Genomic DNA, 26,956 nt, shown 5'->3' with positions numbered 1-26,956 from the left:
TCAGCGGGCCGCGGCGCCGTCGCGGTGGTGCACGTGTTCGTGCCCGGCGGGCTGGTGGGCGTCCGCCCCGTGCGCGTGGGCGTGCTCGTGCGGGTGCTCATGGGCGTGCGCGTGCTCGTGACCGTGGTCGTGGTCGTGTGCATGGCCGTGATCGTGCGCGTGGTCGTGCTCCTGGTCGTAGCCGTAGGCGGCGCGTTCGGTGGCGAGCTGACGGGCCATCACGGGCTGGTGGACGGTGCCGCCCTCGCGGGCGGCCAGGGCCCGGTCCAGGAGCACTCCGGCCCCCTCGCCGTCGCGGGCGGAGGTGAAGACCACCTCGACGCCCGGGTTGACCTGCCGGACGCCTGCCAGGAAGGCCGCCTCGTCGAAACCGACCGCCCGCGCGAGGTCGTGCTTGGTGACGACCACCAGGTGCGCGAGGCCGAAGGCGGTGGGGTACTTCAGCGGCTTGTCCTCGCCCTCGGTGACCGCGGCGAGCGCCACCCGCAGGGTCTCGCCGAGGTCGTAGGAGGCGGGGCAGACCAGGTTGCCGACGTTCTCGACGAAGAGCAGCCGGGTGTCCTCGGGCAGCCAGCCCTCCAGATGCGCGCCGAGCATGTGCGCCTCCAGATGGCACAGCCCGTCGGTGAGCACCTGCTTGACCGGGGCGCCCGAGCGGGCGAGGCGGCGGGCGTCGTTCTCGGTGGCCAGGTCGGCGGTGAGCGCGGCCACCGGCACCGACCGCTCCTTCGCCAGGGCGAGTTCGGCCTCCAGGAGTGCCGTCTTGCCGCTGCCGGGGCTGGAGAGGAGGTTGACCACGGCGGTGCCGAGCGCCCCCAGCTCGGTGCGCAACCGCCGTGCGCACTGGTCGTTCTTGGCGAGGACCGCCTGCTGCAGATCGACGACTCGGCACATGGGCTTCACGGCTCCTTGACGACGGGTTCGTGCTGCCGGCTCTCGGCCCAGTGCACGGTGAGGATCTGCAGTTCGCGGCCCGAGAGCAGTTCCGTGGCGGCCCCGCCGCACCGCTCGCAGCTCAGCTGCGGGGGCATGCCGGTGGGCCACTGCCGGGCGCAGGGCACGCAGCGCGCGCGGCCGGGCACCTGTTCGGTACGGAGTGCGGCGCCGTGCAGCAGGGTGCCCTCGCAGGCCAGCGCGAAGCAGAACTGCAGGGATTCGGGTACCACCCCGGCCAGCTCACCGACCTGCAGGGTCACCGAGTCGACCCCGGCCGCCCCGCCCGCTTCCGCCGCTTCCTCGACCTGGCCGACGACGGCCAGCGCGATGGACATCTCGTGCATCGGTCACTTCCTGGGGCGGGCGGTATGACCCGTTTTCGCGGGCCGGTCCCATTACAGGGCCGGTGCCCGGGAGCACGGGACTGCCACGCCGTGGCCCCGCCCCAGGTACGCCGATCGGATCTCACATGGCGCGGATCTTCAGATACCGCCTGATGTCGGGCAGATTCACCGCGACCGCGCAGGCGGCCGCCGCGGCGACGGAACCGATCAGGAACTTCCACATGGCCGTGCTCCTTCGTCAGGGGTCTCCCGTCCGCCGCGGTCGGCGGAGGGCGCGTACGGGCGGTACGGGTGGTACGGGTGCAGCGGTACGGGTTCAGGCCTCATGGCCCTGCGGTACGAGCCCCGGGCCACCGGGGGCCGGTGCCGTTCCGTGGCCGGGCGGCGCCGCGCTCTCGGGGCCGGCTTCGAGGAGGCCGAGCACCAGGCGCACCGCCTCGTCCAGGGCGGCCTCGACGGGAGCGCTGAGCCCCATGCCCTCGTCCACCGAGGCGGGCTCGCAGCCGACGACGAGGACGCGCCCGGGGCCGCTCTGCCCGGTCCCCGCGGTCAGGGTGCCGAGCAGGGCGAGCACCGTGTCCGGGGACATGCGGTGCCCGTCGATCACCGGGGTGCCCGGCTCGGCGCGGTCGGCCTCGCGCACCTCGATCAGGTGGACGGTGCCGGGTGCGGCGCCGCGCTGCACGGCGTCGACAAGGATCACCGTGCCGTAGCCGTCGAGGAGTTGGTAGGCCAGGTGCACCCCGCGGACGCCGATGTCGGCGAGTTCCACGTCCGGGGGCAGCGCGCGCTCCCGCAGGCGCCGTACGGTCTCGACGCCGAAGCCGTCGTCGCCGAGGAAGATGTTGCCGATGCCCGCGACCAGGGTGCGGCCCCCGGCGGCGGGCTCCGCGGTGCCGTTCACGCGTCCTCCAGCGGGGTCACTTCGTCCGGCTGGAAGTACAGGAACCGGCCCTGTACGCGCCGCAGTTCGGCCCCCGGGTCGTCGTCCACGGTCACCGCGAGGTGCACCTGCCCGTCCACGTCGTGCAGGACCGCCTCGACCAGGGCCCGGCGCCCGTGCAGGAACAGGTCCTGGGCGTCGGTGCGCCGCTTGCCGGGGCGCAGCAGCACCCGGCTGCCCGCGCCGAGGCTGGCGCCGTCGACGAGGACGCGGTCGCGATCCGGGTCGACGCTGCGGTCCGCGCCCGGGTCCCACCAGGGGGTGCCCTCGGCCACCCCGGGGACGTGAGGGGTGTCCTCCGACGGCGGGGGCACCGCGGGGTCGGTGATCTCGCGCAGGCCGCGGACCGCGCCGTGCAGGCGGTCGAGCATCTCCGGGGGCAGGCTGTCGGCCAGGTCGATGACGGCGCCGGCCCGGTCGTCGGTGCCGCGGGCCTCGCGCTTCTCCTGGTCGGTGAGGGCCGCGGTGCGCAGCGCGAGGATCTCGTCGATCTCGGTGGCGTCGTAGAGGGCGCCCGGGCTCTCGGGGGCGATCCGGGGGTGGTCCGCCAGGATGATCGGCGAGGACAGGACGACGTCCGCGGCGCCGTCCTCGCCGCAGAGCACCGGCCAGGTGCGCTCGTTGCGGCACTCGGCCACCGCCGTCCGGGCCCACTCCGGCGGGTCGGTCATGGACAGGAAGGACCCGGCGGTCAGGCCGAGGATCAGATGGGCCGAGACCAGGGAGTGCGGCAGCGCCGCGGCGCGGTCGGCCGCCGCGCCCTCGCCGGGACGCCAGCGGCTGGTGTTCTCCACCGTGGCGGTGAGCCTCAACACCCGGTAGGGGCCCGGCAGTTCGGTCGCGGACAGCCGGAGCACGCCCTCGATCCGCTCGCGCCGCCGGACCAGTCGGCCGACCGGCTCCCCGTCGGCGCCGATGACCGCCTCGTGCTCCTCCGAGGCGGGCCGCGCGAACGGGAGTTCGGCACCCTCCTCGGCCAAGTCGCCGACGTCCACGGTGAGTTCGACCTGCTCCTCGACGCCCTCGTCCCAGGCGGACAGGACGCGGTCGGGCAGCTCCAGGCTCTCCACCTCGTGGTGAGTACCGTCCGGGCCCTGCTCCTCGACGGTGCGCCGCTGCGCGTGCAGGAACCGCAGCCGCACCCGCAGGCTCGCCCCGCCGCGCGGCTCCATCAGGCACTCGGTGCGCTGCGCGCTGTGCTCGGCGCTGTCGCCGCCCCAGGAGGGCGGCACCAGGACGCCGAACTGCCAGCGCATCCGGTTCTTGGCGGCGGACGCCCGGTACGGGTAGAGGACGTACCCCTCGAAGAGGACGGCGTCCGCGACCAGGGCCGCGGTGTCCAGGCGGGTGTCCGGGGCGGGGGCGGGCGGGGTGCTCGTCATCAGGCACCGGCCTCCTCGGTCAGTGTGGCCAGGGCGGCGGGCAGCGGACCGCCGGTCTCCGGGGCTTGTCGCCCGCCGCGGTCGGCGGACTCCAGCAGGGCGCGTACGGTCGCCTCCCAGGACGGCAGGGCGTGCCGGGAGCGGTAGGCGAGCAGCTCGTCCATGGCGGAGCGGGGCAGCCGCAGCCACCCGCAGCCGGGGAAGTGCTGCTCGACCATCTCCCGCCACACCGCCACCGGCATCCGGCAGACGGCCTCCTTGTCCCAGGGCACCGGGTGCACCTCGAAGCCGCCAGCGCCGTGGAAGGCGGTGCCGGAGAAGAGCAGCAGGAAGGGCACCTCTCCCTGGGTGAGGGCGTCGAGGTAGCGGGTGGCGGCGATGTCCATGTCGTAGGTGCAGGGCACCGGGAGGTCGACCTCGCCCTCGCCGGTGAAGCCGGGGACCACCACGGAGGCCTGCGCGAACTGCACCGGGTGCATGGTGCTGCCCCAGCGGGAACGCACGCCGAAGAGATCGCCGAGGCCCTCGGCCTCCGCGTCCTCGTAGCGGCGGCGGGCCGGTTCGATACGGATCTGGCAGCGCAGCGCGAGGGCGTGCACCCGCTCGCCGGGCGGGGCGGTGATCCGCACCCGGAAGACCAGGGTGGGCCCCGCGGCATAGGGCTCCGCGCGCACTCCCACGCAGGTGAACCGCAGCTCGCTCATGGGCCCTCCTCCGGCTGCCGCACCGGCACCGCCCGGGCGTCCAGCTCGGCGAAGAAGGCGTCCAGCTCGGCGCGGGCCTCGGCGCCGCCGTCGAAGCCCTGCCAGTGCAGCCGCATCCGGCCGACCAGTTCGTAGGCCGCGTCGATCGGTACGAGGTAGCAGGCGACCCGGTCGGTGCGGCGGACCAGGAGGGCCTCCACGTCCGGCTGCATCGCGGCGGCCAGCGGGGAGCCGCCGAAGACGGACTCCCAGACCTCGGTGTCGAGTTCGCTCTCGGTGGCCCCGGCCGGGCTCGGGTACAGCGAGACGATGTGGTCCAGGGCCGAGTTGCGGAAGAAGTACGCCATGCCGACCGGGATGCCGAGGCTCTGCCACTCGGCCGCCCCGATCCGCAGCGAGGGGTCCCGCAGGCGCCGGTCGGGGACCGTGCGGAAGCGCCCGGTCGCCGCGCCGGGGCGGTCGAAGAGCATCGCGCAGGCCACGCAGGCGCAGGTCAGGGACCGGTTCTCGGTGTCGACGAGATGGCGGTGGCTCTCGGGGAGCACCACCGCGCACAGCTCGCAGTGCTCGACGCGGGGCTGGCGCGCGCCGATGAAGCGGCGCAGCCCCGTCTGCGTCCTCGCGGTGCCGCCCGGGGCGGCCGGCTCGTTCACCGGGCGACCGCCGGGCCGTTCGCCGCCGCCCCCGGGGGCCGGGTGCCGATCTGCAGCAGGGCGGGTTCGCGCGGCGCGGACTGCTCCAGCGTCACCTCGGTCACCTCGGGCGCGAAGCAGGAGAGGGCGGCCGCCACGCGCTGCTCGACCGCGCCGCTGGTGCTCGGGCAGCCGCAGCCGCCGCCCTCCGGCTTGGTCAGGCGCAGTTCGCCGCTCTCCTCGTCGAAGCCGGTCACCCGCAGGTCGCCGGCCTCGGCGGCGGACAGGGCGCGGGCGACGCGCTGCTCGCGGTCCTCCGGGTGCAGCCCGTGCAGCACGAGCAGGCCCGCGACCAGCTCGTCGCCGAGCAGCGCGCCCAGCGGGTTGCCGGAGGTGCCGGAGAGCCGGTCGACCAGGCGGGCGAGGCCCGCGCCGTAGAACTCCATGAGGGCGCGCACCAGTTCCTCGGCGGCCTCGGCGACCGCGGGGCCGCCCTTGGCGGTGAGGCCGTCGAGGATTTCCTCCACGCGGGCGCCGGTGGCCTCGGCGCTCATCCGCCCAGCCCGCTGAGGCCGGTGGGCACGTGCATCTTCTGCAGCGTCTTGCCGCCGCCGACGTACATGTGCACGCCGCAGGGCAGACAGGGGTCGAAGCTGCGGACGGCCCGCATGATGTCGATGCCCTTGAAGTTCTCCGGGGTGTTCTCCTCGAAGATGGGCGTGTTCTGCACCGCGTCCTCGTACGGGCCCGGGGTGCCGTAGGAGTCCCGCACGCTCGCGTTCCACGGGGTGGGCGGGTACGGGTGGTAGTTGGCGATCTTGCCGTCGCGGATGACCATGTGGTGCGAGAGGACGCCGCGTACCGCCTCGGTGAAGCCGCAGCCGATGCTCTCGTCCGGGACCTCGAACTTCTCCCAGGTCTGGGTGCGTCCGGCGCGCACCTCCTCAAGGGCCTTCTCGGCGGCGTGCAGGGCGATCGCCGCGCTGTAGGCCTGGAAGTAGGTGCGCGCCCGGTTGCGCTCCAGGGCGTTGCTCCACTTCGGGATCTTCCACTCGAAGGTGGTCTCCGGCTTGGTCAGCGAACGCGGCAGGTTGATGATCACGCTGTGCCCGGTGGCCTTCACGTACCCGGTGTCGACGAGGCCGGACAGCGCGGTGGACCACAGCCGGGCGATGGGGCCGCCGCCGGTGTCCAGGGCGAGGTAGTCCTTGCCGTCGAACCAGCGCGGGGACATCACCCAGCTGTACTTGTCGTCGAAGTCCCGCTTCTGCGGCGCCGGGATGGTGTGCTGGTTCCACGGGTGGCGCGGGTCGACCGGGTTGCCGAGCGGGTCGTGGGTGACGAACTGCTCCTGGCCCTCCCAGTCCTGGTAGTAGGAGCTGCCGAGCAGGATGCGGATCCCGAGGTTGATCTTCGTGAGGTCGTTGGTGACCAGCTTGCCGTCCACGATGACGCCCGGGGTGACGAACATCTTCCGTCCCCACTCGGACATGTTGGCGTACGTGAAGTCGCAGTACTCCGGGTCGTTCAGGGCGCCCCAGCAGCCGAGCAGCACGCGGCGGCGGCCGACCTCCTCGTAGCCGGGCAGGGCCTCGTAGAAGAAGTCGAAGAGGTCGTCGTGGAGCGGGACGACGCGCTTCATGAACTCCACGTACCGCATGAGGCGGCTGAGGTAGTCGGTGAAGAGCTGGACGGAGGCGACCGTGCCGACGCCGCCCGCGTAGAGGGTGGAGGGGTGCACATGGCGGCCCTCCATCAGGCAGAACATCTCGCGGGTGTAGCGGCTGACCTGGAGCGCCTCGCGGTAGAACTCGCCCTCAAGGGGGTTGAGCGAGCGCATGATGTCGGCGATGGTGCGGTAGCCGTGCTCCGCGGCGTGCGGGGCCTCGGTGCGCTCGGCGAGGTCGAGGACGCCCGGGTTGGTCTCGCGGACCATCTTCTCGCAGTAGTCCACCCCCACCAGGTTCTCCTGGTAGATGTTGTGGTCGAACATGTACTCCGCGGACTCGCCGAGGTTGATGATCCACTCGCCGAGGTGCGGGGGCTTCACCCCGTAGGCCATGTTCTGCGCGTAGACCGAGCAGGTGGCGTGGTTGTCACCGCAGATTCCGCAGATGCGGCTGGTGATGAAGTGCGCGTCGCGGGGGTCCTTGCCGCGCATGAAGACGCTGTAGCCGCGGAAGACGGACGAGGTGCTGTAGCACTCCGCGACGCGCTTCTGCTTGAAGTCGATCTTCGTGTGGATGCCGAGACTTCCCACGATCCGGGTGATCGGATCCCAGGACATCTCCGTCAGGCCGCTGCCGTCCTTGGCCACCTTCGGAGGGGATGCCATCGCGTGCTCCGTACTCTTCTTCGTCGGGCGTGGGGGCGGGCGGCCGTGCGGCCGCCCGGTTGAAGCGCGGATGCGGCCCGGTCGCCGGGACCGGGCCGCAGGGGGTTGCGGTTACCAGGGCCTGCCGTAGCCCGTGGTGAGTTCGCGGCCGGTGTGGCGCCACTTGGGCTCCTTGTCGACCGTCTTCGCGGTGATGCCGCGGAGCCTGCGGATGGCGGCTCCGTAGAGTCCGCTCGCGGTGGACGAGATCTTGCCGCCGGGCGGCTCGTCCATGAACGGCATGAACTTGTCGGGGAAGCCCGGCATGGTGCAGGCGATGCAGATGCCGCCGACATTGGGGCAGCCCCCGATGCCGTCCATCCAGCCGCGCTTGGGGACGTTGCACTTGACGACCGGTCCCCAGCAGCCCAGCTTCACCAGGCAGGTGGGCGAGTCGTAGGTCTCGGCGAACTGGCCCTGCTCGTAGTAGCCGGCCCGGTCGCAGCCCTCGTGCACGGTGGCGCCGAACAGCCAGGTCGGGCGCAGCTTGTCGTCCAGCGGGATCATCGGGGCCGAGCCCGCGGCCTGGTAGAGGAGGTAGGTCAGGGTCTCGGCGAAATTGTCCGGCTGGATCGGGCAGCCGGGCACGCAGACGATCGGGATGCCCGCCTTCGACTTCCAGTCCCAGCCCAGGTAGTCGGGCACGCCCATCGCCCCGGTCGGGTTGCCCTCCATGGCGTGGATGCCGCCGTAGGTGGCGCAGGTGCCGATGGCGACGACGGCGAGGGCCTTCGGGGCGAGCCGGTCGAGCCATTCGCTGGTGGTGATCGGCTGGCCGGTCTCCGGGTTGTCGCCGAAGCCGCTCCAGTAACCCTCGGGCTTGATCGCCTCGTTGGGGATGGAGCCCTCGATGACGAGGACGAAGGGCTCCAGTTCGCCGCGGTCGGCCTTGAAGAACCACTCGATGAAGGTGTCGGCGCCCTGGACGGGGCCCGACTCGAAGTCGATCAGCGGCCAGTGCACGGCGATCTTCGGCAGACCGGGCAGGGCGCGCAGCGCGATTTCCTCGATGCTCGGCTGCGTGGCCGCCGTCAGGGCGACGGAGTCGCCGTCGCAGCTCAGCCCCGCGTTGATCCACAGGATATGGATCGGCGCCTCGTCCTCTGCCGGGTCCGGGGGGTTCGCAGTGGCCGTGGCGGAAGGAGACGGTTTCGCATCCGGCATGGATGCCTCCTTGGTCGGGTGTGCGACAGACGCCACCTAACGCGGCGCACCTTCCTGGGTACGCGCCGCCACGCCGTGCCGCGATCCGGAAGGGTCCATTGCGGTGAGCAGGTCCCGACGCCTCCGTCAGGCCGCCCCCGGTGTCCCGCGCGGCGCCGCCCGCCGGGCTCAGGACAGCGGCAGTTCGGCCCAGATGACCTTGCCCTCGGGGGTGTACCGGGTGCCCCAGCGCTCGGCGAGCTGGCTGATGAGGAAGAGGCCGCGGCCGCCCTCGTCCTCGGCGGCGGCCGAGCGCAGATGCGGCGAGGTGCTGCTGGTGTCGGAGACCTCGCAGATCAGGCTCCGGTCGCGGAGCAGGCGGATGCCGATCGGCCCGGAGGCGTAGCGGATGCCGTTGGTGATCAGTTCGCTGAGGATCAGCTCGGCGGTGAAGACGGCGTCCGGCAGGCCCCACTCCACGAGGTGCCGGGCCAGCTCGGCGCGGGCGCCCGCGACCGCGGCCGGTTCCGGCGGCACCTGCCAGCTGACGGCCTGGTCCGCGGCGAGGACCCGGGTGCGGGCGACGAGCAGGGCGATGTCGTCGCCGGGGCGGGCCGGCAGCAGGGCCCGCAGCACCGCCTCGCAGGAGTCCTCGGGGCTGAGCCCCGGCCGGGAGAGCGCGGCCCGCAGCATCTCCATGCCGACGTCGATGTCGCGGCTGCGGTCCTCGATGAGCCCGTCGGTGTACAGGACCAGGCTGCTGCCCTCGGGCAGGTGCAGTTCGGCCGCCTCGAAGGGCAGGTTGCCGACGCCGAGCGGCGGGCCCACCGGGATGTCGGGGAAGTCGACGCTGCCGTCCGGTCGCACCACCGCGGGCATCGGGTGCCCGGCGCGGGCCAGCTGGCAGAGGCCGGAGGCCGGGTCGTAGATCGCGTAGACGCAGGTGGCGCCAGCGAGGGCGGTCTCGATGCCGGCGGCGGTGTTCTCCTGGTCGATGCGGGCGATGAGTTCGTCGAGGAGGCCGAGCAGCTCGTCCGGCGGCAGGTCGAGCGAGGAGAAGTTCTGCACCGCCGTACGCAGCCGCCCCATGGTGGCGGCGGCGTGCATGCCGTGCCCGACGACGTCGCCGACCACGAGCGCGACCCGGGCACCCGGCAGCGGGATCACATCGAACCAGTCGCCGCCGACCCCGGACTGGGCCGGCAGATAGCGGTAGGCGATGTCGAGGGCGTTCTGCTCGGGCAGGGCGCGGGGCAGCAGGCTGCGCTGGAGGGTGACCGCCATCTCGTGCTCGCGGGTGAAGCGGCGCGCGTTGTCGATGCAGACCGCGGCGCGGGCGGCGAGTTCCTCGGCGAGCGAGAGGTCCTCCTCCTCGAAGGGCTCGCCCTCGGCGGTGCGCCAGTAGTTGACGATGCCCATCAGCACGCCCCGCGCCTTCAGCGGCACGGTGATCATCGACCGGTAGCCGTGGTCGAGCACGTCCTGCGAGCGCTCGGCGCCCTGGGTGCGCCAGCCGTCCGAGGTCCGCATGTCCCGGACGAGTACGGGCTCCCCGCCGGTGAAGCCGGTGGCCTGCGGGGTGGGCGCGGCGAAGGTGACCAGGTCGCCGGGCCGGTACAGCGGGTGCGTGCCGTGCGCCCCGGTCAGGCTGATACGGCGCAGCTGGGGCGCCTCCTGGCCGGTCGCCGGGCGCGGCTCCTCGCCGCGCAGCACCGCCTCGGCGAGGTCGACCGTGGCGGTGTCGGCGAAGCCGGGCACGGACACCTGGGTCAGCTCGTCCGCGGTGCGCTGCACGTCCAGGGTGGTGCCGACCCGCACACTCGCCTCGTACAGCAGCCTCAGGCGCCCCTGGGCGGCCTCGGCCTTTCCGGCGAGGGCGCGCAGTTCGGTGGAGTCGCGCAGGGTGGCCACGCTGCCCGGGGGTCCGCCGGCCCGGTCGGTGGGCCGGTTGTTCACCGCGAGCAGCAGGTCCTGTACGGGGACGACCTCGTCGGTGGCGGCGCGGCGGGAGGCGAGCAGCTCGGCGATGCGCGGGTCGAGGCCGAGGTCGGCGACGCGGGCGCCCTCGGAGTCCGGGGGCAGGCCGAGGAGGCGGCGGGCCTCGTCGTTGGCGAGCAGCACCCGGCCGTCGCCGCTGACGATCAGGACGCCCTCGCGTACGGAGTGCAGCACCGCGTCGTGGTGCTCGTACATCCGGGTCATCTCGCTGGGGCCGAGGCCGTGGGTCTGCCGCCGCAGGCGTCTGGTGACCAGGGCGGTGCCCGCGGTGGCGAGGGCGAGGGCGGCGGCGCTGACGCCGAGGACGACGGGCAGCTGCCGCTCGAAGGCGCTGCTGACCTCGCTGACCCGCACGCCCGCCGAGACCAGGGCGACGATCCTGCCGCGGGCGTCGGTGACCGGGACGACGACCTGGACCTCCTGGCCGAGCGGGCCGGAGACCCGTTCGACGGTGATCCGGCCGGACAGCGAGGGCTCGATGGTGCCGACGAAGCGCTTGCCGATGAGTTCGGGGCGGGGGTGGGTGTAGCGGATGCCCTCGCGGTTCATCACCACGATGAAGTCGACCCCGCCGAGCATCCGGGCGGCCTCGGTGCGCGGTTGCAGCTCAGCGCTCGGATCGGGTCCGCGCAGGGTCTCGACGAGTCCGGGCGAGTGGGCGAAGGCCTCGGCGGCGGCCAGCGAGCGGTCCCGGGCGGCCTGGAAGCGGTCGTCCCGCGCCTGGATCAGCATCGCCACCACGGCGGCCACGACCAGGACGAGCACGATCAGCGCCTGCAGGACGAACATCTGGCCGGCGACGCTGCGGCCGCGCGCGGCGTTCCACAGCCGCCGCGGCCACGACGGACGGGGGCCGCGGCGCTGCCGGCCCCGGCGGCCGCGACTCGGGCGTGGGCCCTCGCCCGAGTGGCCGGACTGCTTCCAGGGTCGGCCCCTGAGTCGGGCCATACCCCATGTCTACCCCGTGGCCTCGGGGGACGCGAGCGAACGGCACAGGAACGGGTGCCGCGTGGACGCCGACGGGGCGCGGCACGGCTCAGTCATCCGTGCCGCGCCCCGTCTCCACAGCGGCCGGGGCACTCCTCGGCCCCCGGCACCGCCCAGGGACCCTCACCCCTGGTGGTACGGGTGGAAACCCCGGCCCGATTTGCGGCCGAGATGTCCGGCCTCCACCATCCGCCGGAGCAGCGGCGGCGGGGCGTACAGCGGTTCCCGGAACTCCCCGTAGAGGGATTCGGCGATGGCGGCGAGGGTGTCCAGGCCGATCAGGTCGGCCAGTCTGAGCGGCCCCATCGGGTGGGCGCAGCCCAGTTCCATCCCGGCGTCGATGTCGGCGGCGGTGGCGAAGCCGGACTCGGCCATCCGCACCGCCGAGAGCAGATACGGCACCAGGAGGGCGTTGACCACGAATCCGGCGCGGTCCCGGGAGCGTACGACCGTCTTGCCGAGGAGGCGGGTGGCGAAGTCCTCGGCGGTCTCGATCGCCTCGCGCGCGGTGTGCAGCGAGGGGACGAGCTCGACCAGCGGCAGGGCCGGTACCGGGTTGAAGAAGTGCAGTCCGAGGACGTGGTCGGCGCGGCCGGTCGCCATCCCGAGCCGCATGACCGGGATCGAGGAGGTGTTGGTGGCGAGGACGGCCGCCGGGTCCTCCACGATCTTGTCGAGGGTGCGGAAGATCTCCGTCTTCGCCTCGGTGTTCTCGGTCGCGGCCTCGACGACGAGCTGCCGGTCGGCCATCTCGTCCAGGCCCGCGGTGAAGCGGACACGGGAGAGGGCGTCCTCGGCGGCGAGCCGGTCCAGTCTGCCGCGCCGCACCGCCCGCTCCAGGGAGGCCGCCACCCGCTCGCGGGCGGCCCCGGCGGCGAAGGCGTCGGTCTCCGCGACCAGGGTGTCGAGTCCCGCGCGGGCGCAGACCTCGGCGATCCCGGCGCCCACCTGTCCGCCGCCGACCACACCGACCCGGCGGACGGGGATCCCCGCAGCGGGGCTCACGACGGTGTCCCGGGGCGGCCGACCAGGTGGCGGGCGTAGGCGTCGGAGGTGAAGAAGGCGGGCAACTCCCGTGCCAGCGCGGTGCGTTCGAAGATCTCCCGGAGGTCCTCGACCCGGGCCCAGGGGTACTCGGCGCCGAGCGCGGTCAGCTCCTCGTCCAGGAGGCGTTCGACGCTCTCCCGGGAGACGGCGCCGTGGCGCACCCACTGCCAGATCTGCACCCGGGCGATCTCCGCGGTGGCGGCGTCCTCCATCAGCCCGTGGAGGGCGACGGCGCCCTGGCCGCGCAGCCAGGCGTCGAAGTAGCGCAGCGAGACGGCGATGTTGGCGCGCACGCCCGCGTCGGTGGGCGGGCCGCCGGCTTCGCGGACGGCGAGCAGCTCGGCGGCGGTGACCTCGACGTCCTCGCGGGTGCGCGCCACCTGGTGGGGGTGCTCGCCGAGCACCCCGTCGAAGACCTCGCGGCACAGCGGCACCAGGCCCGGGTGGGCGACCCAGGAGCCGTCGAAGCCGTCCTCGGCCTCGCGCTCCTTGTCGAGGCGGACCTTGGCGAAGGCGGCCTCGTCGGCCGCGGCGTCCTTGCCGGGGACCTGGGCGGCCATGCCGCCGATGGCGTGGGCGCCGCGCCTGTGGCAGGTGCGGACCAGGAGTTCGGTGTAGGCGCGCAGGAAGGGCGCCGTCATGGTGACCCTGTCCCGGTCGGGCAGGACGAAGTCGGGCCGGTGCGCGAAGTTCTTGATCAGGCTGAAGAGGTAGTCCCAGCGGCCCGCGTTGAGCCCGGCGGAGTGCTCGCGCAGCTCGTAGAGGATCTCCTCCATCTCGAAGGCGGCGGTGATCGTCTCGATGAGCACGGTGGCTCGGACGGTGCCGCGCGGGATGCCGAGCAGCTCCTGGGCCAGCAGGAAGACGTCGTTCCACAGCCGGGCCTCGTAGTGGTTCTCCAGCTTCGGCAGGTAGAAGTACGGACCGTGTCCGGCGTCGATCTGCCGCTGGGCGCAGTGGAAGAAGTAGAGCCCGAAGTCGACGAGCGAGGCGGACAGCGGGCGCCCGTCGACGACGAGGTGCTTCTCGACCAGGTGCCAGCCGCGGGGCCGGACCACCAGCGTGGCCAGGTTCTCGCCGAGGCGGTACTCCTTGCCCTCGGGGGTGGTGAAGTCGATCCGGCGCTCGACGGCGTCGAGCAGGTTGAGCTGGCCGCCGACGATGTTCCGCCAGGTCGGCGAGGTGGCGTCCTCGAAATCGGCCATCCACACGCAGGCCCCGGAGTTGAGGGCGTTGATCGTCATACGCCGGTCGGGCGGGCCGGTGATCTCGACGCGCCGGTCGACCAGTCCGGGGGCGGCCGGTGCCACCCGCCAGCCGGGGTCCGCGCGCACGGCCGGGGTGGCGCGGGAGAAGTCGAGGGCGGCTCCCGAGGCGAGGCGCTCGGCGCGGCGGCGGCGCTCGGCGAGCAGGTCGAAGCGGCGGGTGGAGAAGGCCTGGTCGAGGCGGCCCAGAAAGTCCAGGGCCTCGGGGGTGAGGATCTCCTCGTACCGTTCGCCCGGTGTGCCGAGCACCTCGACGCGGTGGGTGACAGCGGTGGTGGACATGCGGATCTCCTAGGCGGAAGGAAGGCCTCAGGGGTGGCCGGGCGCGGAAGCGGGCCGGGTGAGGACCGGACGGGGACGTGCGTCCGGTCCTCACCGGTACGGGGGCGGCGGGCGCCGGTGGCGCCGAACTACCGCTGGGGGAAAGGGACTTGGGGCCGGATACTCCTAGTGGAACTGCTCTTCCTCGGTGGAGCCGCTCAGCGCGGTGGTGGAGGAGGCCGGGTTGACGGCGGTGGAGACCAGGTCGAAGTAGCCGGTGCCGACCTCGCGTTGGTGCCTGACCGCGGTGAAGCCGTGCTGCTGCGCGGCGAACTCCCGCTCCTGGAGGTCCACATAGGCGGTCATGCCCTGGTCGGCGTAGCCGCGGGCCAGGTCGAACATGCCGTGGTTCAGGGAGTGGAAGCCGGCCAGGGTGATGAACTGGAACTTGTAGCCCATGGCGCCGAGTTCGCGCTGGAACTTGGCGATCTGGTCGTCGTCCAGGGCGGCCTTCCAGTTGAAGGAGGGCGAGCAGTTGTAGGCCAGCATCTGGTCCGGGTACCGCGCGTGGATCGCCTCCGCGAACTCGCGGGCCTGGGCGAGGTCGGGGGTGCCGGTCTCCACCCAGATCAGATCGGCGTACGGGGCGTAGGCGAGGCCGCGGGCGATCACCGGCTTCATGCCGCCGCGCACCCGGTAGAAGCCCTCGGCGGTGCGCTCACCGGTCGTGAACTCGGCGTCCCGCTCGTCCACGTCGCTGGTCAGCAGGTTGGCGGCGAGGGCGTCGGTGCGGGCCACGACGACGGTGGGCACGTCGGCGATGTCGGCGGCGAGGCGGGCCGCGTTGAGGGTGCGGATGTGCTGGCCGGTGGGGACCAGGACCTTGCCGCCGAGGTGGCCGCACTTCTTCTCGGAGGCGAGCTGGTCCTCGTAGTGGATGCCCGCGGCGCCCGCGGCGATCATGGCCTTGGTCAGCTCGAAGGCGTTCAGCGGGCCGCCGAATCCGGCCTCGGCGTCGGCGACGATCGGCGCGAGCCAGTCGGTGGTGTCCTCGCCGCCCTCGGCGGTGGCGATCTGGTCGGCGCGCAGCAGGGCGTTGTTGATCCTGCGGACCACCTGGGGCACCGAGTTGGCCGGGTAGAGGCTCTGGTCCGGGTAGGTGTGACCGGCGAGGTTGGCGTCGGCGGCGACCTGCCAGCCGGAGAGGTAGATGGCCTGGAGCCCGGCCTTGACCTGCTGCACTGCCTGGCCGCCGGTGAGGGCGCCGAGCGCGTGGAGGTAGTCCCGCTCGTGGAGCTGGCGCCACAGCCGCTCGGCGCCGCGCCGGGCGAGGGTGTGCTCCTCGCGCACGCTGCCGGAGAGCCGGACCACGTCCTCGGCGCTGTAGGTGCGCTCGATGCCCTTCCAGCGGGCGTCCTCGGCCCACCGCTGGGCCAGCTCCTGTGCCGTGCTGCCTGACTGAGCCATGACCGTCTCCTGAGGGTCGGAGGAGATCTGCCGGTGCGTGACCGGGGAGATCTGGTGAACTGTGCGAAGAGATGGCACTCGATGCCGCGCCAACCGGGTTCCCAGGCGGGACCTCTTCTCCGGCAGGGGCGGGCCGCCGGACGCCACGCGCGATCAACGGTGAGCAATGCTGCGCGGACTTCCGTACGGAACAGCCGGTGTCTCCGACGTCAGGGCAGGAATCGCGCCCGGTGTCCCGCTTCGGCCGCCCGGTGTCCGGCGACCCGCTGCCAGAACTCTGACACTGGCACTGAGTGCCATCAAGCAGGGACGGATGCCAAGTTCTGCCAGTCTTTCGACGCCGCTTTGCCAAGGTTGCGAACACCCGGCGGCGGCCGATGGCGCGTAGGGTGCTGCCCATGCCGCCCGCGGCCGCACCCGCCGCGCCCGCGGTGTCCGTACGGGCGGCGGACCGCCCGTACGCGAGGAGCCGTCAGCGCCGGGAGAGAGCTGTGAGCAAGACCTACGCCGGGCCCCGGCTGCGCAGGCTGCGCGAGGAGCGGCGGCTGACCCAGGCCGAGTTGGCGCGCATGCTGGCGATCTCGCCCAGCTATCTGAACCAGATGGAGCACGACTCGCGTCCGCTGACCGTGCCGGTGCTGCTGCGCCTGACCGAGGTCTTCGGCGTCGACCCGGGCTTCTTCTCCGAGCGCGACACCAGCAGACTGGTGGCCGATCTGCGCGACGCGCTGGCGGCGGAGGTGTCCGCGGCCCGGGTCTCCGCCTCCGACCTCGCCGACCTCGCCGCCCGGCTGCCCGCCGTCGCCGCCGTCCTGGTCGATCTGGGGCGGCGCAACCAGAGCCTGGCGGAGCAGCTCTCCGACGGCGCCGAGGGCCGCCGGGACGCGGCCCTGCAGCCGCGCTCCCCGCACGAGGAGATCCGCGAGTTCTTCTACCGGCGCCAGAACTACCTCCACGAGACGGATCTCGCCGCCGAGGAGCTGGCCCGGGAGATCGGCATCCGCCGCGGCGAGGTGGTCCGGGTGCTCGCCGACCGGCTGGCCGAGCGGCACGGGGTGCACCTGGCCGCCGACTCCGACCGGCTGCACCACTACGACGCGGCGAGCCGGGTCCTGCACCTGTCCAGCCGGCTGCGGCCCGGGCAGCGCGCCTTCCGGATGGCCACCCAGCTGGCGCTCCTGGAGTACGGCGAGGAGCTGTCGCGGCTCGCCTCCGAGGACTTCGAGGAGGGCTCGACCGCCTGGCCGCTCGCACGCATCGGCATCGCCAACTACTTCGCCGCCGCGGTGATCCTGCCGTACGCCCGCTTCCACCGCGCCGCCGAGGAGTGCCGCTACGACGTGGAGCGGCTCACCGACGACTTCGGCCTCGGCTACGAGACGGTCTGCCACCGGCTGAGCACCCTGCAGCGGCCCCGGCTGCGCGGGGTGCCCTTCTCCTTCGTCCGGGTGGACCGCGCGGGCAACCTCTCCAAGCGCCAGTCCGCCACCGACTTCCACTTCTCCCGGGCCGGCGGCACCTGCCCGCTCTGGAACGTCTACGAGGCCTTCGCGGCGCCCGGGCGCATCCACGTCCAGATGGCCTCGATGCCCGACGGCCAGCGCTATCTGTGGACCGCGCGGGCGGTCACCCGGCACCGCGGCGGCTGGGGCGAGCCGCGCAAGACCTTCGCGATCGGCCTCGGCTGCGAGATCCGGCACGCCTCGCGGCTGGTCTACTCCGACGGCCTCGACCTCGACAACGCCGCCGCGGCCACCCCCATCGGCATGGGCTGCCGCCTCTGCGAACGCCTGGACTGCCCGCAGCGCGCGGTGCCGCCGCTGGACCGCCGCCTGGCCGTCGACGAGAACAGCAGCACCTTCGTGCCGTATCCGGTGCAGGAGCAGGCATCGGGGGCGGGGGGCTGACCTTCACGGGCGGATCCGGAGGGACGCGCCCTCGCGCCTGACGTGCCGTCACATCCGTTGCTGAGCAGCGGAGTTGAGACCCGGACGGCCGGTCCCCGGCCCCGGCCGCTACCGCTTCGCCGCCGCGCCGAAGGTGACCGGCGCGTCGAAGGCCGCCCGGCGGGAGGCCCGGCGCAGGACGGCGAGTACGGCGGGGCCGGTGAGCAGGATGGCGGTCAGATTGGTGAGTGCGCGGCCGGTGTCCCAGCCGAAGGTGGAGGTGGTGAGGGTGAAGATCAGGAAGGTGTGCAGATTCTCCGTGACCGGGGCCCCGGGGTCGAAGGAGAGCTGGGTGTCGATCCCGGCGGTGAAGGGCCAGAACCACATGTTCATGATGAAGCCGAAGAAGTACGCGGCGAACACCCCGTAGGCGGCGAGCATCGCGATCTCCGCCCGCCCGGTGACACGTCGCGGCAGCAGCCCCGCGCCCAGGCCGATCCACGCCGAGGACACCATCTGGAAGGGCAGCCAGGGCCCGACCCCGGCGGTGAGCAGCGCCGAGGCGAAGAGCGAGACCGCGCCCAGCACGAAGCCGAAGCCCGGACCGAAGACCCGTCCGGCGAGCACGAGCAGGAAGAACACGGTCTCGATGCCCGCGGTGCCGGCGCCCAGCGGCCGCAGACCGGCGTTGACCGCGGAGAGCACCCCGAGCAGCGCGAGCACCTTGGGGTCGATGCCGCCGGAGGACATCTCGGCGAGCACCACGGCGAGCAGGACCGGCATCGCCACGATGAAGAGCAGCGGCGCCTCCGTGGAGTGCGCCATGGCCGCGGGCTGCGGCGGCGCGAACAGCGGCCAGAAGAACATGGCCAGTCCGGCGAGGCTCGCCAGCAGCAGCACCAGCCAGGTCCGCGGCCGGATCCGGATCACCGAGCGGCGCGGGGCGGGGGCGGTCTCCCTGCCGGTACGGGAACCTCCCGCACCGGCTGCGGTACGGGACGTGCCCGTGCCCTCTCCGGTGCCGGACCCGCTCGCGCTCTCGCCGGTACGGGACTCGCTCGTGCCGTCGGTGGCAGGGGACTCGGCCGCACCCCCGACAGCAGCGGGATTCCCCGCGCCCTCGGCAGCAGGCGGTCCGCCCGCGCCCTCGGGCTCCGGCTTCAGCAGGTCCGTCATGCCGGGACCCCTTTCTCCTGGGCCAGGACCCCGGCGATCTGCTCCACCGTGAGCCATTCCTGCGGGGCCAGCACCTTGGCGATCTGCGGGGCGAAGGCGGGCGAGGAGACGACCACCCGGGCGGTGGGGCCGTCCGCGACGATCTCGCCCTCGGCCATCACCGCCACCCGGTCCGCCGCCCCGGCCACGAACTCCACGTCATGGGTGGCCACCACCACCGCGGACCCCCGCGCCGCCAACTCCCGTACCACTTCGGTGAACCGGGCCTTGGCGTGGTAGTCGAGGCCGCGGGTGGGCTCGTCGAGCAGGACGACTCCGGGTGCCGAGGACAGCTGTACGGCGAGGACCAGGGCGAGCTTCTGGCCCTCGGAGAGGTCGCGGGGGTGGCGCCCGCCCGGGATGCCGGGCGCGAGGGAGTCGAGCAGGGCGCGGCAGGTGCCCTCGGGGGCGGTGGACTCGGTGTCGCTCTGCGCGCATTCGGCGTCCACGGTCTCCAGGTAGAGCAGATCGCTCGCGGTCTGCGGGACGAGGCCCACCAGGGCGCGGGCCCGGCGGGCCGGGACCTTGCCGGGGTCGGTGCCGGACACGTCGACGGTGCCGGACCTGCGCGGCCCCGAACCCTGAAGTGCCCACAGCAGAGAGGACTTTCCGGAGCCGTTGCGGCCCATCAGGGCCAGCACCTCGCCGCTGTGCAGCGCGAGGTCGACGTGCGAGACCGCGACCGTGGCGCCGTAGGTGACGGTGAGGCGCCGTGCGGCCAGGGCCACCGCGCCGCCGCCCGGGGCGCTCGCGGGCGGGGCGTGCCCGGCCAGGCGCTCCCGCAGTTCCCCGGCCCTGCGGCGGGCGTCGCGCACCGAGAGCGGCAGCGGCCGCCAGCCCGCGAGCCGCCCGAGGCGCACCACCGGCGGGGCCACATCGCTGTCGGTGAGCAGTGCGGCGGGCGCCCCGTCGCGTACGGTGCCGTCGCCGGGCAGGTGCAGCAGCCGGTCCGCGTACTGCACCACCCGCTCCACCCGGTGCTCGGCCACCAGGACCGTCGTACCGAGGTCGTGGACCAGGCGGATGATCGCGGCGAGTACGTCCTCGGCGGCGGTGGGGTCGAGGGCGGAGGTCGGCTCGTCCAGGACGAGGACCTTGGGGTGGGCGGTGAGCACCGAGCCGAGGGCGACGCGCTGCTGCTGGCCGCCGGAGAGGGTGCTGAGGGCGCGGCGGCGCAGCTCCGCGATGCCGAGCAGGTCGAGCGTCTCCTCGACGCGTTTGCGCATCACCTCCGAGGAAAGGCCCAACTGCTCCATTCCGTAGGCGAGTTCGTCCTCGACGGTGTCGGTCACGAAACCGGCGAGCGGGTCCTGTCCGACGACGCCGACGAGGTGGGCGAACTCCTGCGGCGGGAAGTGGGCGGTGTCCTGCCCGGCCACGGCGACCCGGCCGCGCAGCTGCCCGCCGGTGAAGCGGGGCACCAGGCCGTTGACGGCGCCGAGCAGGGTGGACTTGCCGACGCCGGTGCGCCCGGTGACCAGGACGAGTTCCCCCTCGCCGAGGTCGAGGTCCACCTCGCGCAGCGCGGGCTCGGCCGCCCCCGGGTAGGTGAAGGTCACCTGCTCGAACTGGATCATGCGGCCGGCTCCTTCGTCATGGCGGTGGGCCCGTGCTCCCCGGCGCCGGTACGGCTCGAGGCCGACTCCCCGTCGTACGCGCCCTGTTCGAGCACCGGCGGCGGGGCGAGCCAGGCGGGCAGCGCGCCGAGCAGGATGCCGAGCGCGGGCAGGGCGCCGATCTCGGGCCAGGTGAGCGGGGTGAGGGAGGGGTAGAGATCGGCCGCGTCGACCTTGGTGGTGAGGTAGAGCAGGGTGGCCGCGCTCAGCCCGGAGAGGACGACGGCCGCCTCGCCGGGGCGCCAGCGGTCCGGCCGGTAGCGGGTGCGCCGCAGCCTGCGGCCGCCGATCAGGAAGCCGGTGGTGGCGACGGCGAGCCCGGCGAGCAGCATCGGGGCGCCCATGTAGCGCGGGGTGGAGGCGTCCATCACTCCGTACAGGCCCGCGCAGACGCCGAGGAGGCCGGTGAGGACGAGGAAGCCGGTGAGCAGCCGGGTGCGGGGCGAGATCCGGCCGGTGCGCCCGTAGCCGTGCGAGGCCATCGCGGCGGCGAGGGCGAGGGAGCGGTTCACCGCGTCCTCCAGGACCGGGATGAGGATGCCGCGCAGGGCGCGGGCCCCCTTCTGGCCGCCCGCGCGCAGCCGCCGGGCCCGCCGCACCCGCTGCACGCTCTCGACCAGCTGCGGGGCCACGGAGAGCGCGACGACCACGGCGGTGCCGATCTCGTAGAGCGCGCCCGGCAGGGCCTTGAGCATGCGCTTGGGGTTGGCGAGGGCGTTGGCGGCGCCGACGCAGACCAGCATGGTGGCCAGGCGCAGTCCGTCGTAGGCGCCGCCGAGCAGTTGCTCCGCGGCGACCGGCCCGAACAGGCGGATGCCCGCGGCCCATTCGGGCAGCGGGATCTGCGGCAGTGTGAAGAGGACGATCGAGCCCTGGCCGCCGCCGAAGACGACCCGGAAGGCCACCCGCATGGTGACGATGAACGCGCCGAGGAGCAGGTACATCCGGAAGGCGAGCGCCCAGGGGGCGTCGCTGCGCCGCCGCACCACCACATAGCCGCAGACCGCGAGGATCATGATCAGCAGCAGCGGGTTGGTGGTGCGGCTGGCGCAGGAGGCCATGGCGAGCGCCCACAGCCACCACGCACCGGGGTGGACGGTGCGGGGCAGCGGGCGGAGCGAGAACCTCATCGGAGTACGGACGTCCTAGTCGGAGGAGGGACCGGAGCGGGCGGCCCGGCGGCGCCAGGCGGTGGCACCGGCGCCCGCGGCGAGCACGGTCACCGCGGCGGCGCCGACGACGGTGCTGGTCGGCACCCCGTCCCCGCCGCCGGCCGCGGTGGGTTCGAGCCCGTCCTCGCCCTCGCCGGTCCAGGCGGCCGCCTCGCTGGGCTCGTCCTCGGTGCCCGGCAGCGGTTCGTCGGAGGCGGAGTGCGAGGGACCGGCCGAGGCCTTGCCCTTCTTCTCGTCCTTCCCGCTCTTCTCGCCCCTCTCGCCCTTGTCCTTCCCGCCCCCGGCGTCCGCGGACTTCCCGGAGCCGGGCCCGGTGGCCGGGGCCTTGGTGCCGCCCCCGCCCGAACTGCCCGCACCCGCACCGCCGTCCGCGGACTGACCGCCCGTGCCTTGACCCGCGCCGCCCGAGGAACCGCCCGTACTCCCCCCGGAGGAACCGCCCGCGGCCGGGCGGGAGGGGGCGACCCGCGGCGGCGGGTTGGTGGTGGAGGTCTTGTCCTTGGAGAAGGACCAGCCCTCGAAACTGCCCGGCGGGGGCTTGCGGTTCATCACGCCCCACTGGCTGTACGTCCAGTTGCCGCCGTTGGGCGCGTGCCAGTACGACCAGTAGGCGGAGGCGGGCGGGGTGTCGATGCAGGGTTCGCTCTCGGGTCCGGGCTTGCCCTCGATGCGGCAGATGAAGCCCTCGCCCCAGCGGTTCGTCCCGGCGATCTGGAAACCGGCGTTCTTCAGCGCGGCGAGGCCCGTGGCCTGGTCGCCCGGGGCGCACCGGACGATGGTAGTGCCGCCGAGTTCCTGGAAGTCGACGACGACGGTGACCCCGTCGGCGTTCGGGCAGAAACCGGCGGTGCCCTTGCCGGTGTCGACCGCCGCGGCCTCGGGGGCGCTGGCCAGGTCGGCGGCGAGTCCGAGTCCGGCGGAGGCGGCGACCAGGGTCAGGGAGAGCGCGGCCGCGCGCAGCCCGCGCAGATGTCGCCTCATGAGGTGCGGCCCTTCCGGTGGATGGCGGCGAAGCGGTGGGTGGCGTATCCGGCCACGAGAAGGGCTCCGGCTGCTCCCGCCCAGGGCAGGATGTCGGCGCCGGTGGCGGCCAGTGAGCCGCCGGGGCCGGAGGCGGCGTCCGGTGCGTTGCCGCCGGTCGTGCCGGAGGCGGGGCCGCCCGCGGGCGCGGAGTCGCTCGGGTCCGGACCGGGCGTACCGGAGGGGTCGGCGGAGCCGCCGGGGCCGGGCGAGGTGCCCGGGTCGGGGCTGGCGCCCGGGTCCGGGGTGCCGGTGGGGTCGGGGGTGGTGCTCGGGTCGGGGTCCTCGCCGGGGCCCGGGCCCGGATCGGGGTCGGTGGTGCCGATCTCGCCGAGCGGGACCTGGGCGAGGCCGAGCAGGGCCTGCGGGGTGGAGCGGCGCCACTGGTCGCGCTGGAACTCCTCGATGCCCTCGTCCCGGGCGGACTTGAGGGACTCGTCGTTGTAGGCGACGGCCCCGGCCTCGGCGGCGGCCTTGCCGCCATTGGCCTTGGTGAGCTGGTGCTTCACCAGCCAGCCCGCGGCCTTGGCGGCGGCCTCCTCGCGGCCGGTGGCGGCCAGCGCCTGCCCGGCGAGCCCGGTGCTGTTGGAGTTGGCGGCGGCCGTGGGGCCCGAACCGCCGAGCGCACCGTCGGCCGCCTGCTGCTCCGCCAACCAGTCGGCGCCCTTCTCGGCCCCGGCCCCGGCGCCCTCGGCACCGGCCCCGGCCGCCGCGAGCAGCGCCTGGACGGCCATCGCGGTGGAGTCCGGGTCGAGGACGGCATCGGCGCCCTGGGCGTCGCAGTCGCCGGTGACCTTGCCGCCGCCGAAGGCGTACGGGAAGAGCCGGAAACCGCCCGAGGCGCACTGCTGGTCGAGGAGGAAGTCGACGGTGTTCTGCGGGACTTCGCCGCTGCGGGCGAGTCCGAGGACGGCGAGCGACTGGCCGAAGGTGTTGCTGTTGTCCGTGGCGGGGGCGGTGACCTTGTCCTTGACCCGCCCGTTCTCCAGGCCCGCTTCGGGCCCCGCGATCAGGTCGAGGGTCTCCTGCCGCAGGTCGTACTCCCCGAACTTCGCCGGGTCGGAGTCGGTGATGACCGCGGCGTACAGGAGTTTGGCGGTGGCTCCCGCGATGCGCTGGCCCTTGGGTCCCCAGGCGTCGGCGCTGTTGTAGTCGCGGACGTGGGTCTTGAGGGTGGCGGTGATCCTCGCGGCGTCCGCGGGGGCGGCGCCGGTGGCTTCGAGGCCGATCAGGGTGTCGATGGAAAGGCCCCAGTCCGGGGTGCCCGCCATGCCGGGTACGGCGCCGTCCGCGGTGAGTTCACCCGCCCCCCAGCGGGCGGCGGCCACCGCGGCCTCGGCGGGTGTCGCCACCCTGCCGTCCGCGGAGGCGGTGGGTACGAAGAGCGGTATCGAGACGGCGAGTGCGGCGCCTGCCCCGACGGCGGCGGCCGTCCTGGCGCCGGGTCTGACCCCGACCATGTGGTTCCCCCTTGGGAAATGGCCGGCAGCCGGGACACCGATCCGCGAAAAGACCCCTGACGCGCATTCGGTGCGAAGTGCGAATGCGGCAGGGGCCCGAGGATCTTGAGACCGGGCTCCACGCTGCGGACCGTGACAGTGAGAAGCGATACGCGCAGCACGCCGGGCGCTCCGGCTCACGCGAGGCAGCGGCCTCGCGCTCACGGTTGCAGGTCAGCGCCGGACTTTCACCGGCTTTCCCCAGTCGTGCACGCATTCAGTTGTGGGTCCGCCCAGCGGCGAACTCCTCGGAGAATACGCACCCTTGCACCCCCGCGCCAGCCCGCCGGGTGTGATCTGCGCGGCCGCCCGAGGGGGCCGTCCATCCCGCCGCGGACCGTGGCCGGCGTCACAATTCCTCCACCGCGTCTGGTCAACTCCCTTTCCCGGGCCTACTGTTCCCCTGCTCCGGTCGACTCCGGGGCCGACAACTTCATGCGTACGCGACAGGGAAAGCCGGTGGGATTCCGGCGCTGACCTGCAACCGTGAGCGGCCTGGGGCCTTTCTTCCGATCCGGAAGAAAGGCCCTGGGGCCGCGAGCCGGGCTGCCTGTTGTGCTGCGTGCACTGCTTCTCACTGTCATGGTCTGCAGCGTGGAGCCACGAGCCGCCCCGGCTCACCGGCCCCTGCCGCCGCGTTCACCGACGCGCGCCAGGGGTTCGCCGGTTCGGGTGCGGGCGCGGCGGATCCCGGGGCGGGCCCGGCTCTTCAGACACCGCCAAGGAGTCCGCCGCGATGCCGTTTCCGAGCAGAGCCCTTCTCGCCGTCGCGGTACCCGCGGCCGCGCTCTGTGCCGCACTGCTGCCGGGCGGCGCCCGGGCGGAGACCGGCGCGCCCGCTCTCCCGTCACCCGAGAAGGCCGCCGCGACCTGGACGGCCTCCCGGCTCACCGAGGGCACCCACGCCTCCGGCGACCAGGGCCTCACGGCCGACATCGTGATGGCGCTCGCCGCCACCGGCACCGGCGGCGCGACCGCGGAGAAGGCCACCGACTGGCTGGCCGCGCACGCCGCCGACTACATCGACCGCGGGACCCCGGGCCGGGTCTTCGCGGGCGGCACCGCCAAGCTCGCGCTGGTCGCCGCGATCGAGCACCGCGACCCGGGAGACTTCGGCGGCATCGACCTGACCGGGACCCTGCTGGGGCGGATGCAGGACAGCGGCCGGTTCACCGACGACCTGCCGAACGGCGACGGCTCCAACCAGTTCACCCAGTCCCTCGCGGTCCTCGCCCTCCAGCGCACCGGCGACCTCCCCGCGAAGGCCGCCGACTTCCTCGCCGCCTCCCGCTGCGCCGACGGCGGCTACCCACTCTTCTTCAAGTCCGATCCGGCCAAGTGCACTTCGCACACCGACAGCACCGGACTCGCCGTCCAGGCCCTGCTGGGCGCGGGCCGCACCGCGGACGCCGAGGCGGGGCTCGACTGGCTGGAGAAGCAGCAGCTCCCGGACGGCAGCTTCCGCGACAACGGCTTCGGCACCCCGCCGGGCAACGCCAACTCCACCGCCCTGGACGTCCAGGCGCTGGCGGCGGGCAAGCGGACCGCGGCCGCCGCCGAGGGCACCGCCTGGCTGACGTCCCGTCAACTCGGTTGCGGGGCACCGGCCGCCGACCGGGGCGCGGTGGGCTACGCCGAACCCGTGGTGGACGGCACCACCCTGCGCGCCACCGCCCAGGCGGTCCCCGCCCTCGCGGGCAAGTCCCTGGCCCGGATCGACGGCAAGGACTCCGCCTCGGCCCTGGAACCCGTCGACTGCGCTCCCGGCGACGGCAGCACGGGCGGCAGCGGCGGTACGTCGGGCGGCGACACCGGCGGTACATCCGGGGGCGGGACCGGGGGTTCGGCCGGCGGCGACTCCGGGGGCGGGGACGGCGGCACCGGCTCCGGCGGGGACGGCAACAGCGGTGGCAGCGGCGGCAGTTCGTCCTCGGGCTCGGCCTCCGGGACACCGGCCCCGGGCACCGTCGGCGGCGGTGCGGCCACCTCCGGCAGCACGGGCGGCTCGGCGACGGGCGGCGGTGGCCTGGCGGCGACCGGCTCGGCCGCGCTGCCGTACGCCGCGGGCTCCCTCGCCCTGCTGGCCGCGGGCGCCGCGGCGGTGGCCCTCACCCGCCGGGGCCGCAGGAGCCACTGAGCGGCACAGGAACCACCGCGTACGACACCGCCACCGCGCGCACCGGGCGGGCGACACCGGGACCATCACCGGCACGCGCGGTGGGCGGCCCCTGCCCTGTGCCGCCCGTCAGCAGAGGCCAACTCCACTCCCCCGCACGCCACTTGGCCTTCCCGGGCCGCAACTCCCCACCTCCACAAGCCCGCGCCTCCGCGAACCCGTGAAGACGCGAACCCGTGAAATCGCGAACCCTTCAAGACGCGAATCCGCGAACTCCCCTCCCACGAAAGCAGGTCACCATGTCCGCTGCCCTCCTCAGACGTGCCGCCGTCCTCACCGCCGCGCTCGGACTCGCGCTGACGGCCGCCCCCGCGGCCCACTCCGCCGAGGCACCGCTCGCGGTCAAGGCCCCCGTCACGGTGACGCTGACGGTCACCGGTCCGGACAGCACGGTCTTCGACGGCACGGTCTCCACGACCGGCCACGACGTCACCACCGCCTCCGGCGGCACCCACAAGTGCGACGGCACCAACAACGGGGCCAACCCGAGCGCGGGCCCGACCCCGACGGCCGCCCTCGACGACGCCGCCGCGCAGGCCGGCTTCACCTGGGACGGCGAGTGGTACGCCTCCTTCGAGGACTACTTCGTCTCCACCGTCGACGGCGCCACCGGGGGCCAGGACGCGTACTGGAACATCGCGGTCAACGGCACGGCCACCCCGGTCGGCGGCTGCCAGTTCCGGATCGAGGCGGGGGACGAGGTCGCCTTCACCTGGACCGCGCTCTGAGCCGTACGAGACGGGTCCGGTGACCGTATGGACGGTGATCCCGGGCATTGCCGGCACCCATCGGACATCCTCTCCGGCGGGTGTCCGGCGATGCCGCCCGCGCTCTCGACATCGGCCGCCGCGCCTCCCATACTCGTGCGCCGTATCCGAGCGACGGAGGC

The 26,956-nt window shown here is 73.7% G+C and carries 22 protein-coding genes and 1 riboswitch; of the genes, 3 read left to right on the top strand and 19 right to left on the bottom strand.

Translation table 11 applies throughout. The annotated features are described in order from the left end of the window. The 14 genes from hypB to aceA form a co-directional block, all read right to left on the bottom strand. The gene (hypB, locus tag HFV08_RS12245; RefSeq protein ID WP_168538768.1) at positions 1-894 is read right to left on the bottom strand and encodes a hydrogenase nickel incorporation protein HypB; all 894 of its coding nucleotides are present in this window, start codon (positions 892-894) and stop codon (positions 1-3) included. A 5-nt stretch (positions 895-899) separates the two neighbouring features. Further along, a complete protein-coding gene (locus HFV08_RS12240) occupies positions 900-1,280 on the bottom strand; it encodes a hydrogenase maturation nickel metallochaperone HypA/HybF (RefSeq protein ID WP_168538766.1) in 381 nt (126 codons plus the stop codon). A 121-nt stretch (positions 1,281-1,401) separates the two neighbouring features. After that, positions 1,402-1,503 carry a DUF6893 family small protein gene (locus HFV08_RS32525; protein ID WP_376770608.1) on the bottom strand — a complete coding sequence of 34 codons (102 nt, stop codon included), beginning with the start codon at positions 1,501-1,503 and terminating at the stop codon, positions 1,402-1,404. A gap of 93 nt (positions 1,504-1,596) precedes the next feature. Further along, a complete protein-coding gene (locus HFV08_RS12235) occupies positions 1,597-2,184 on the bottom strand; it encodes a hydrogenase maturation protease (protein ID WP_168538764.1) in 588 nt (195 codons plus the stop codon). After that, positions 2,181-3,605 (bottom strand): hypothetical protein, encoded by a 1,425-nt coding sequence (locus HFV08_RS12230; RefSeq protein WP_168538762.1) that lies wholly within the window; start codon positions 3,603-3,605, stop codon positions 2,181-2,183. Before HFV08_RS12230 ends, HFV08_RS12235 begins: the two co-directional genes overlap by 4 nt. Next, a complete protein-coding gene (locus HFV08_RS12225) occupies positions 3,605-4,309 on the bottom strand; it encodes a DUF6084 family protein (RefSeq protein WP_168538760.1) in 705 nt (234 codons plus the stop codon). Before HFV08_RS12225 ends, HFV08_RS12230 begins: the two co-directional genes overlap by 1 nt. Next, positions 4,306-4,962 carry a DUF5947 family protein gene (locus HFV08_RS12220; RefSeq protein ID WP_168538758.1) on the bottom strand — a complete coding sequence of 219 codons (657 nt, stop codon included), beginning with the start codon at positions 4,960-4,962 and terminating at the stop codon, positions 4,306-4,308. The genes HFV08_RS12225 and HFV08_RS12220 overlap by 4 nt, the downstream gene beginning before the upstream one ends. Beyond that, entirely contained in the window at positions 4,959-5,495 is a 537-nt protein-coding gene (locus HFV08_RS12215; protein ID WP_168538756.1) for a NifU-related iron-sulfur-binding protein, read from the bottom strand. Before HFV08_RS12215 ends, HFV08_RS12220 begins: the two co-directional genes overlap by 4 nt. Beyond that, positions 5,492-7,276, bottom strand: coding sequence for a nickel-dependent hydrogenase large subunit (locus HFV08_RS12210; protein WP_168538754.1), 1,785 nt, complete (start codon positions 7,274-7,276; stop codon positions 5,492-5,494). The genes HFV08_RS12215 and HFV08_RS12210 overlap by 4 nt, the downstream gene beginning before the upstream one ends. A gap of 111 nt (positions 7,277-7,387) precedes the next feature. Continuing rightward, complete coding sequence (locus HFV08_RS12205) at positions 7,388-8,479, bottom strand: NADH-quinone oxidoreductase subunit B family protein (RefSeq protein ID WP_168538752.1); 1,092 nt, start codon at positions 8,477-8,479, stop codon at positions 7,388-7,390. A 168-nt stretch (positions 8,480-8,647) separates the two neighbouring features. After that, entirely contained in the window at positions 8,648-11,404 is a 2,757-nt protein-coding gene (locus HFV08_RS12200; RefSeq protein WP_168538750.1) for a SpoIIE family protein phosphatase, read from the bottom strand. 162 nt (positions 11,405-11,566) lie between these two features. Beyond that, positions 11,567-12,448, bottom strand: a complete 882-nt coding sequence (locus HFV08_RS12195; protein WP_168538748.1) for a 3-hydroxybutyryl-CoA dehydrogenase — start codon at positions 12,446-12,448, stop codon at positions 11,567-11,569. Then, a complete protein-coding gene (aceB, locus tag HFV08_RS12190) occupies positions 12,445-14,037 on the bottom strand; it encodes a malate synthase A (RefSeq protein WP_168538746.1) in 1,593 nt (530 codons plus the stop codon). The genes HFV08_RS12195 and aceB overlap by 4 nt, the downstream gene beginning before the upstream one ends. Before the next feature lie 165 nt (positions 14,038-14,202). Further along, the gene (gene aceA / locus HFV08_RS12185; protein ID WP_168538744.1) at positions 14,203-15,483 is read right to left on the bottom strand and encodes an isocitrate lyase; all 1,281 of its coding nucleotides are present in this window, start codon (positions 15,481-15,483) and stop codon (positions 14,203-14,205) included. A gap of 491 nt (positions 15,484-15,974) precedes the next feature. Between aceA and HFV08_RS12180 the strand changes: the two genes are divergently transcribed. Then, the gene (locus HFV08_RS12180) at positions 15,975-17,390 is read left to right on the top strand and encodes a short-chain fatty acyl-CoA regulator family protein (RefSeq protein WP_168538742.1); all 1,416 of its coding nucleotides are present in this window, start codon (positions 15,975-15,977) and stop codon (positions 17,388-17,390) included. 108 nt (positions 17,391-17,498) lie between these two features. On the opposite strand, the gene HFV08_RS12175 is transcribed toward HFV08_RS12180, so the two are convergent. The 5 genes from HFV08_RS12175 to HFV08_RS12155 form a co-directional block, all read right to left on the bottom strand. Beyond that, positions 17,499-18,236 (bottom strand): ECF transporter S component, encoded by a 738-nt coding sequence (locus HFV08_RS12175; RefSeq protein ID WP_168539094.1) that lies wholly within the window; start codon positions 18,234-18,236, stop codon positions 17,499-17,501. A 305-nt stretch (positions 18,237-18,541) separates the two neighbouring features. Further along, entirely contained in the window at positions 18,542-20,161 is a 1,620-nt protein-coding gene (locus HFV08_RS12170) for an ABC transporter ATP-binding protein (protein ID WP_168538740.1), read from the bottom strand. After that, positions 20,158-21,330: a CbiQ family ECF transporter T component gene (locus tag HFV08_RS12165; RefSeq protein WP_168538735.1), complete on the bottom strand. Its 1,173-nt coding sequence runs from the start codon at positions 21,328-21,330 to the stop codon at positions 20,158-20,160. Before HFV08_RS12165 ends, HFV08_RS12170 begins: the two co-directional genes overlap by 4 nt. 15 nt (positions 21,331-21,345) lie before the next feature. Beyond that, positions 21,346-22,353, bottom strand: coding sequence for an SCO2322-related protein (locus HFV08_RS31560; RefSeq protein ID WP_168538733.1), 1,008 nt, complete (start codon positions 22,351-22,353; stop codon positions 21,346-21,348). Continuing rightward, entirely contained in the window at positions 22,350-23,852 is a 1,503-nt protein-coding gene (locus HFV08_RS12155; protein WP_168538731.1) for a prenyltransferase/squalene oxidase repeat-containing protein, read from the bottom strand. Before HFV08_RS12155 ends, HFV08_RS31560 begins: the two co-directional genes overlap by 4 nt. A 431-nt stretch (positions 23,853-24,283) precedes the next feature. After that, positions 24,284-24,463: riboswitch (cobalamin riboswitch) on the top strand. A gap of 164 nt (positions 24,464-24,627) precedes the next feature. On the opposite strand from HFV08_RS12155, the gene HFV08_RS12150 reads away from it, so the two are divergent. Together HFV08_RS12150 and HFV08_RS12145 are read left to right on the top strand one after the other, a co-directional pair. Next, entirely contained in the window at positions 24,628-26,028 is a 1,401-nt protein-coding gene (locus HFV08_RS12150; protein WP_168538729.1) for a hypothetical protein, read from the top strand. A 278-nt stretch (positions 26,029-26,306) separates the two neighbouring features. After that, positions 26,307-26,795: a DUF4430 domain-containing protein gene (locus tag HFV08_RS12145; protein ID WP_168538727.1), complete on the top strand. Its 489-nt coding sequence runs from the start codon at positions 26,307-26,309 to the stop codon at positions 26,793-26,795. The last annotated feature ends 161 nt before the right edge of the window (positions 26,796-26,956 follow it).

Source organism: Streptomyces physcomitrii (assembly GCF_012273655.1).
In the GTDB taxonomy this organism is placed as follows: Bacteria; Actinomycetota; Actinomycetes; order Streptomycetales; family Streptomycetaceae; genus Streptomyces; species Streptomyces physcomitrii.
The sequence above is the reverse complement of the archived record's forward strand: the minus strand, read 5'-3'. Positions and strand labels throughout refer to the sequence as shown.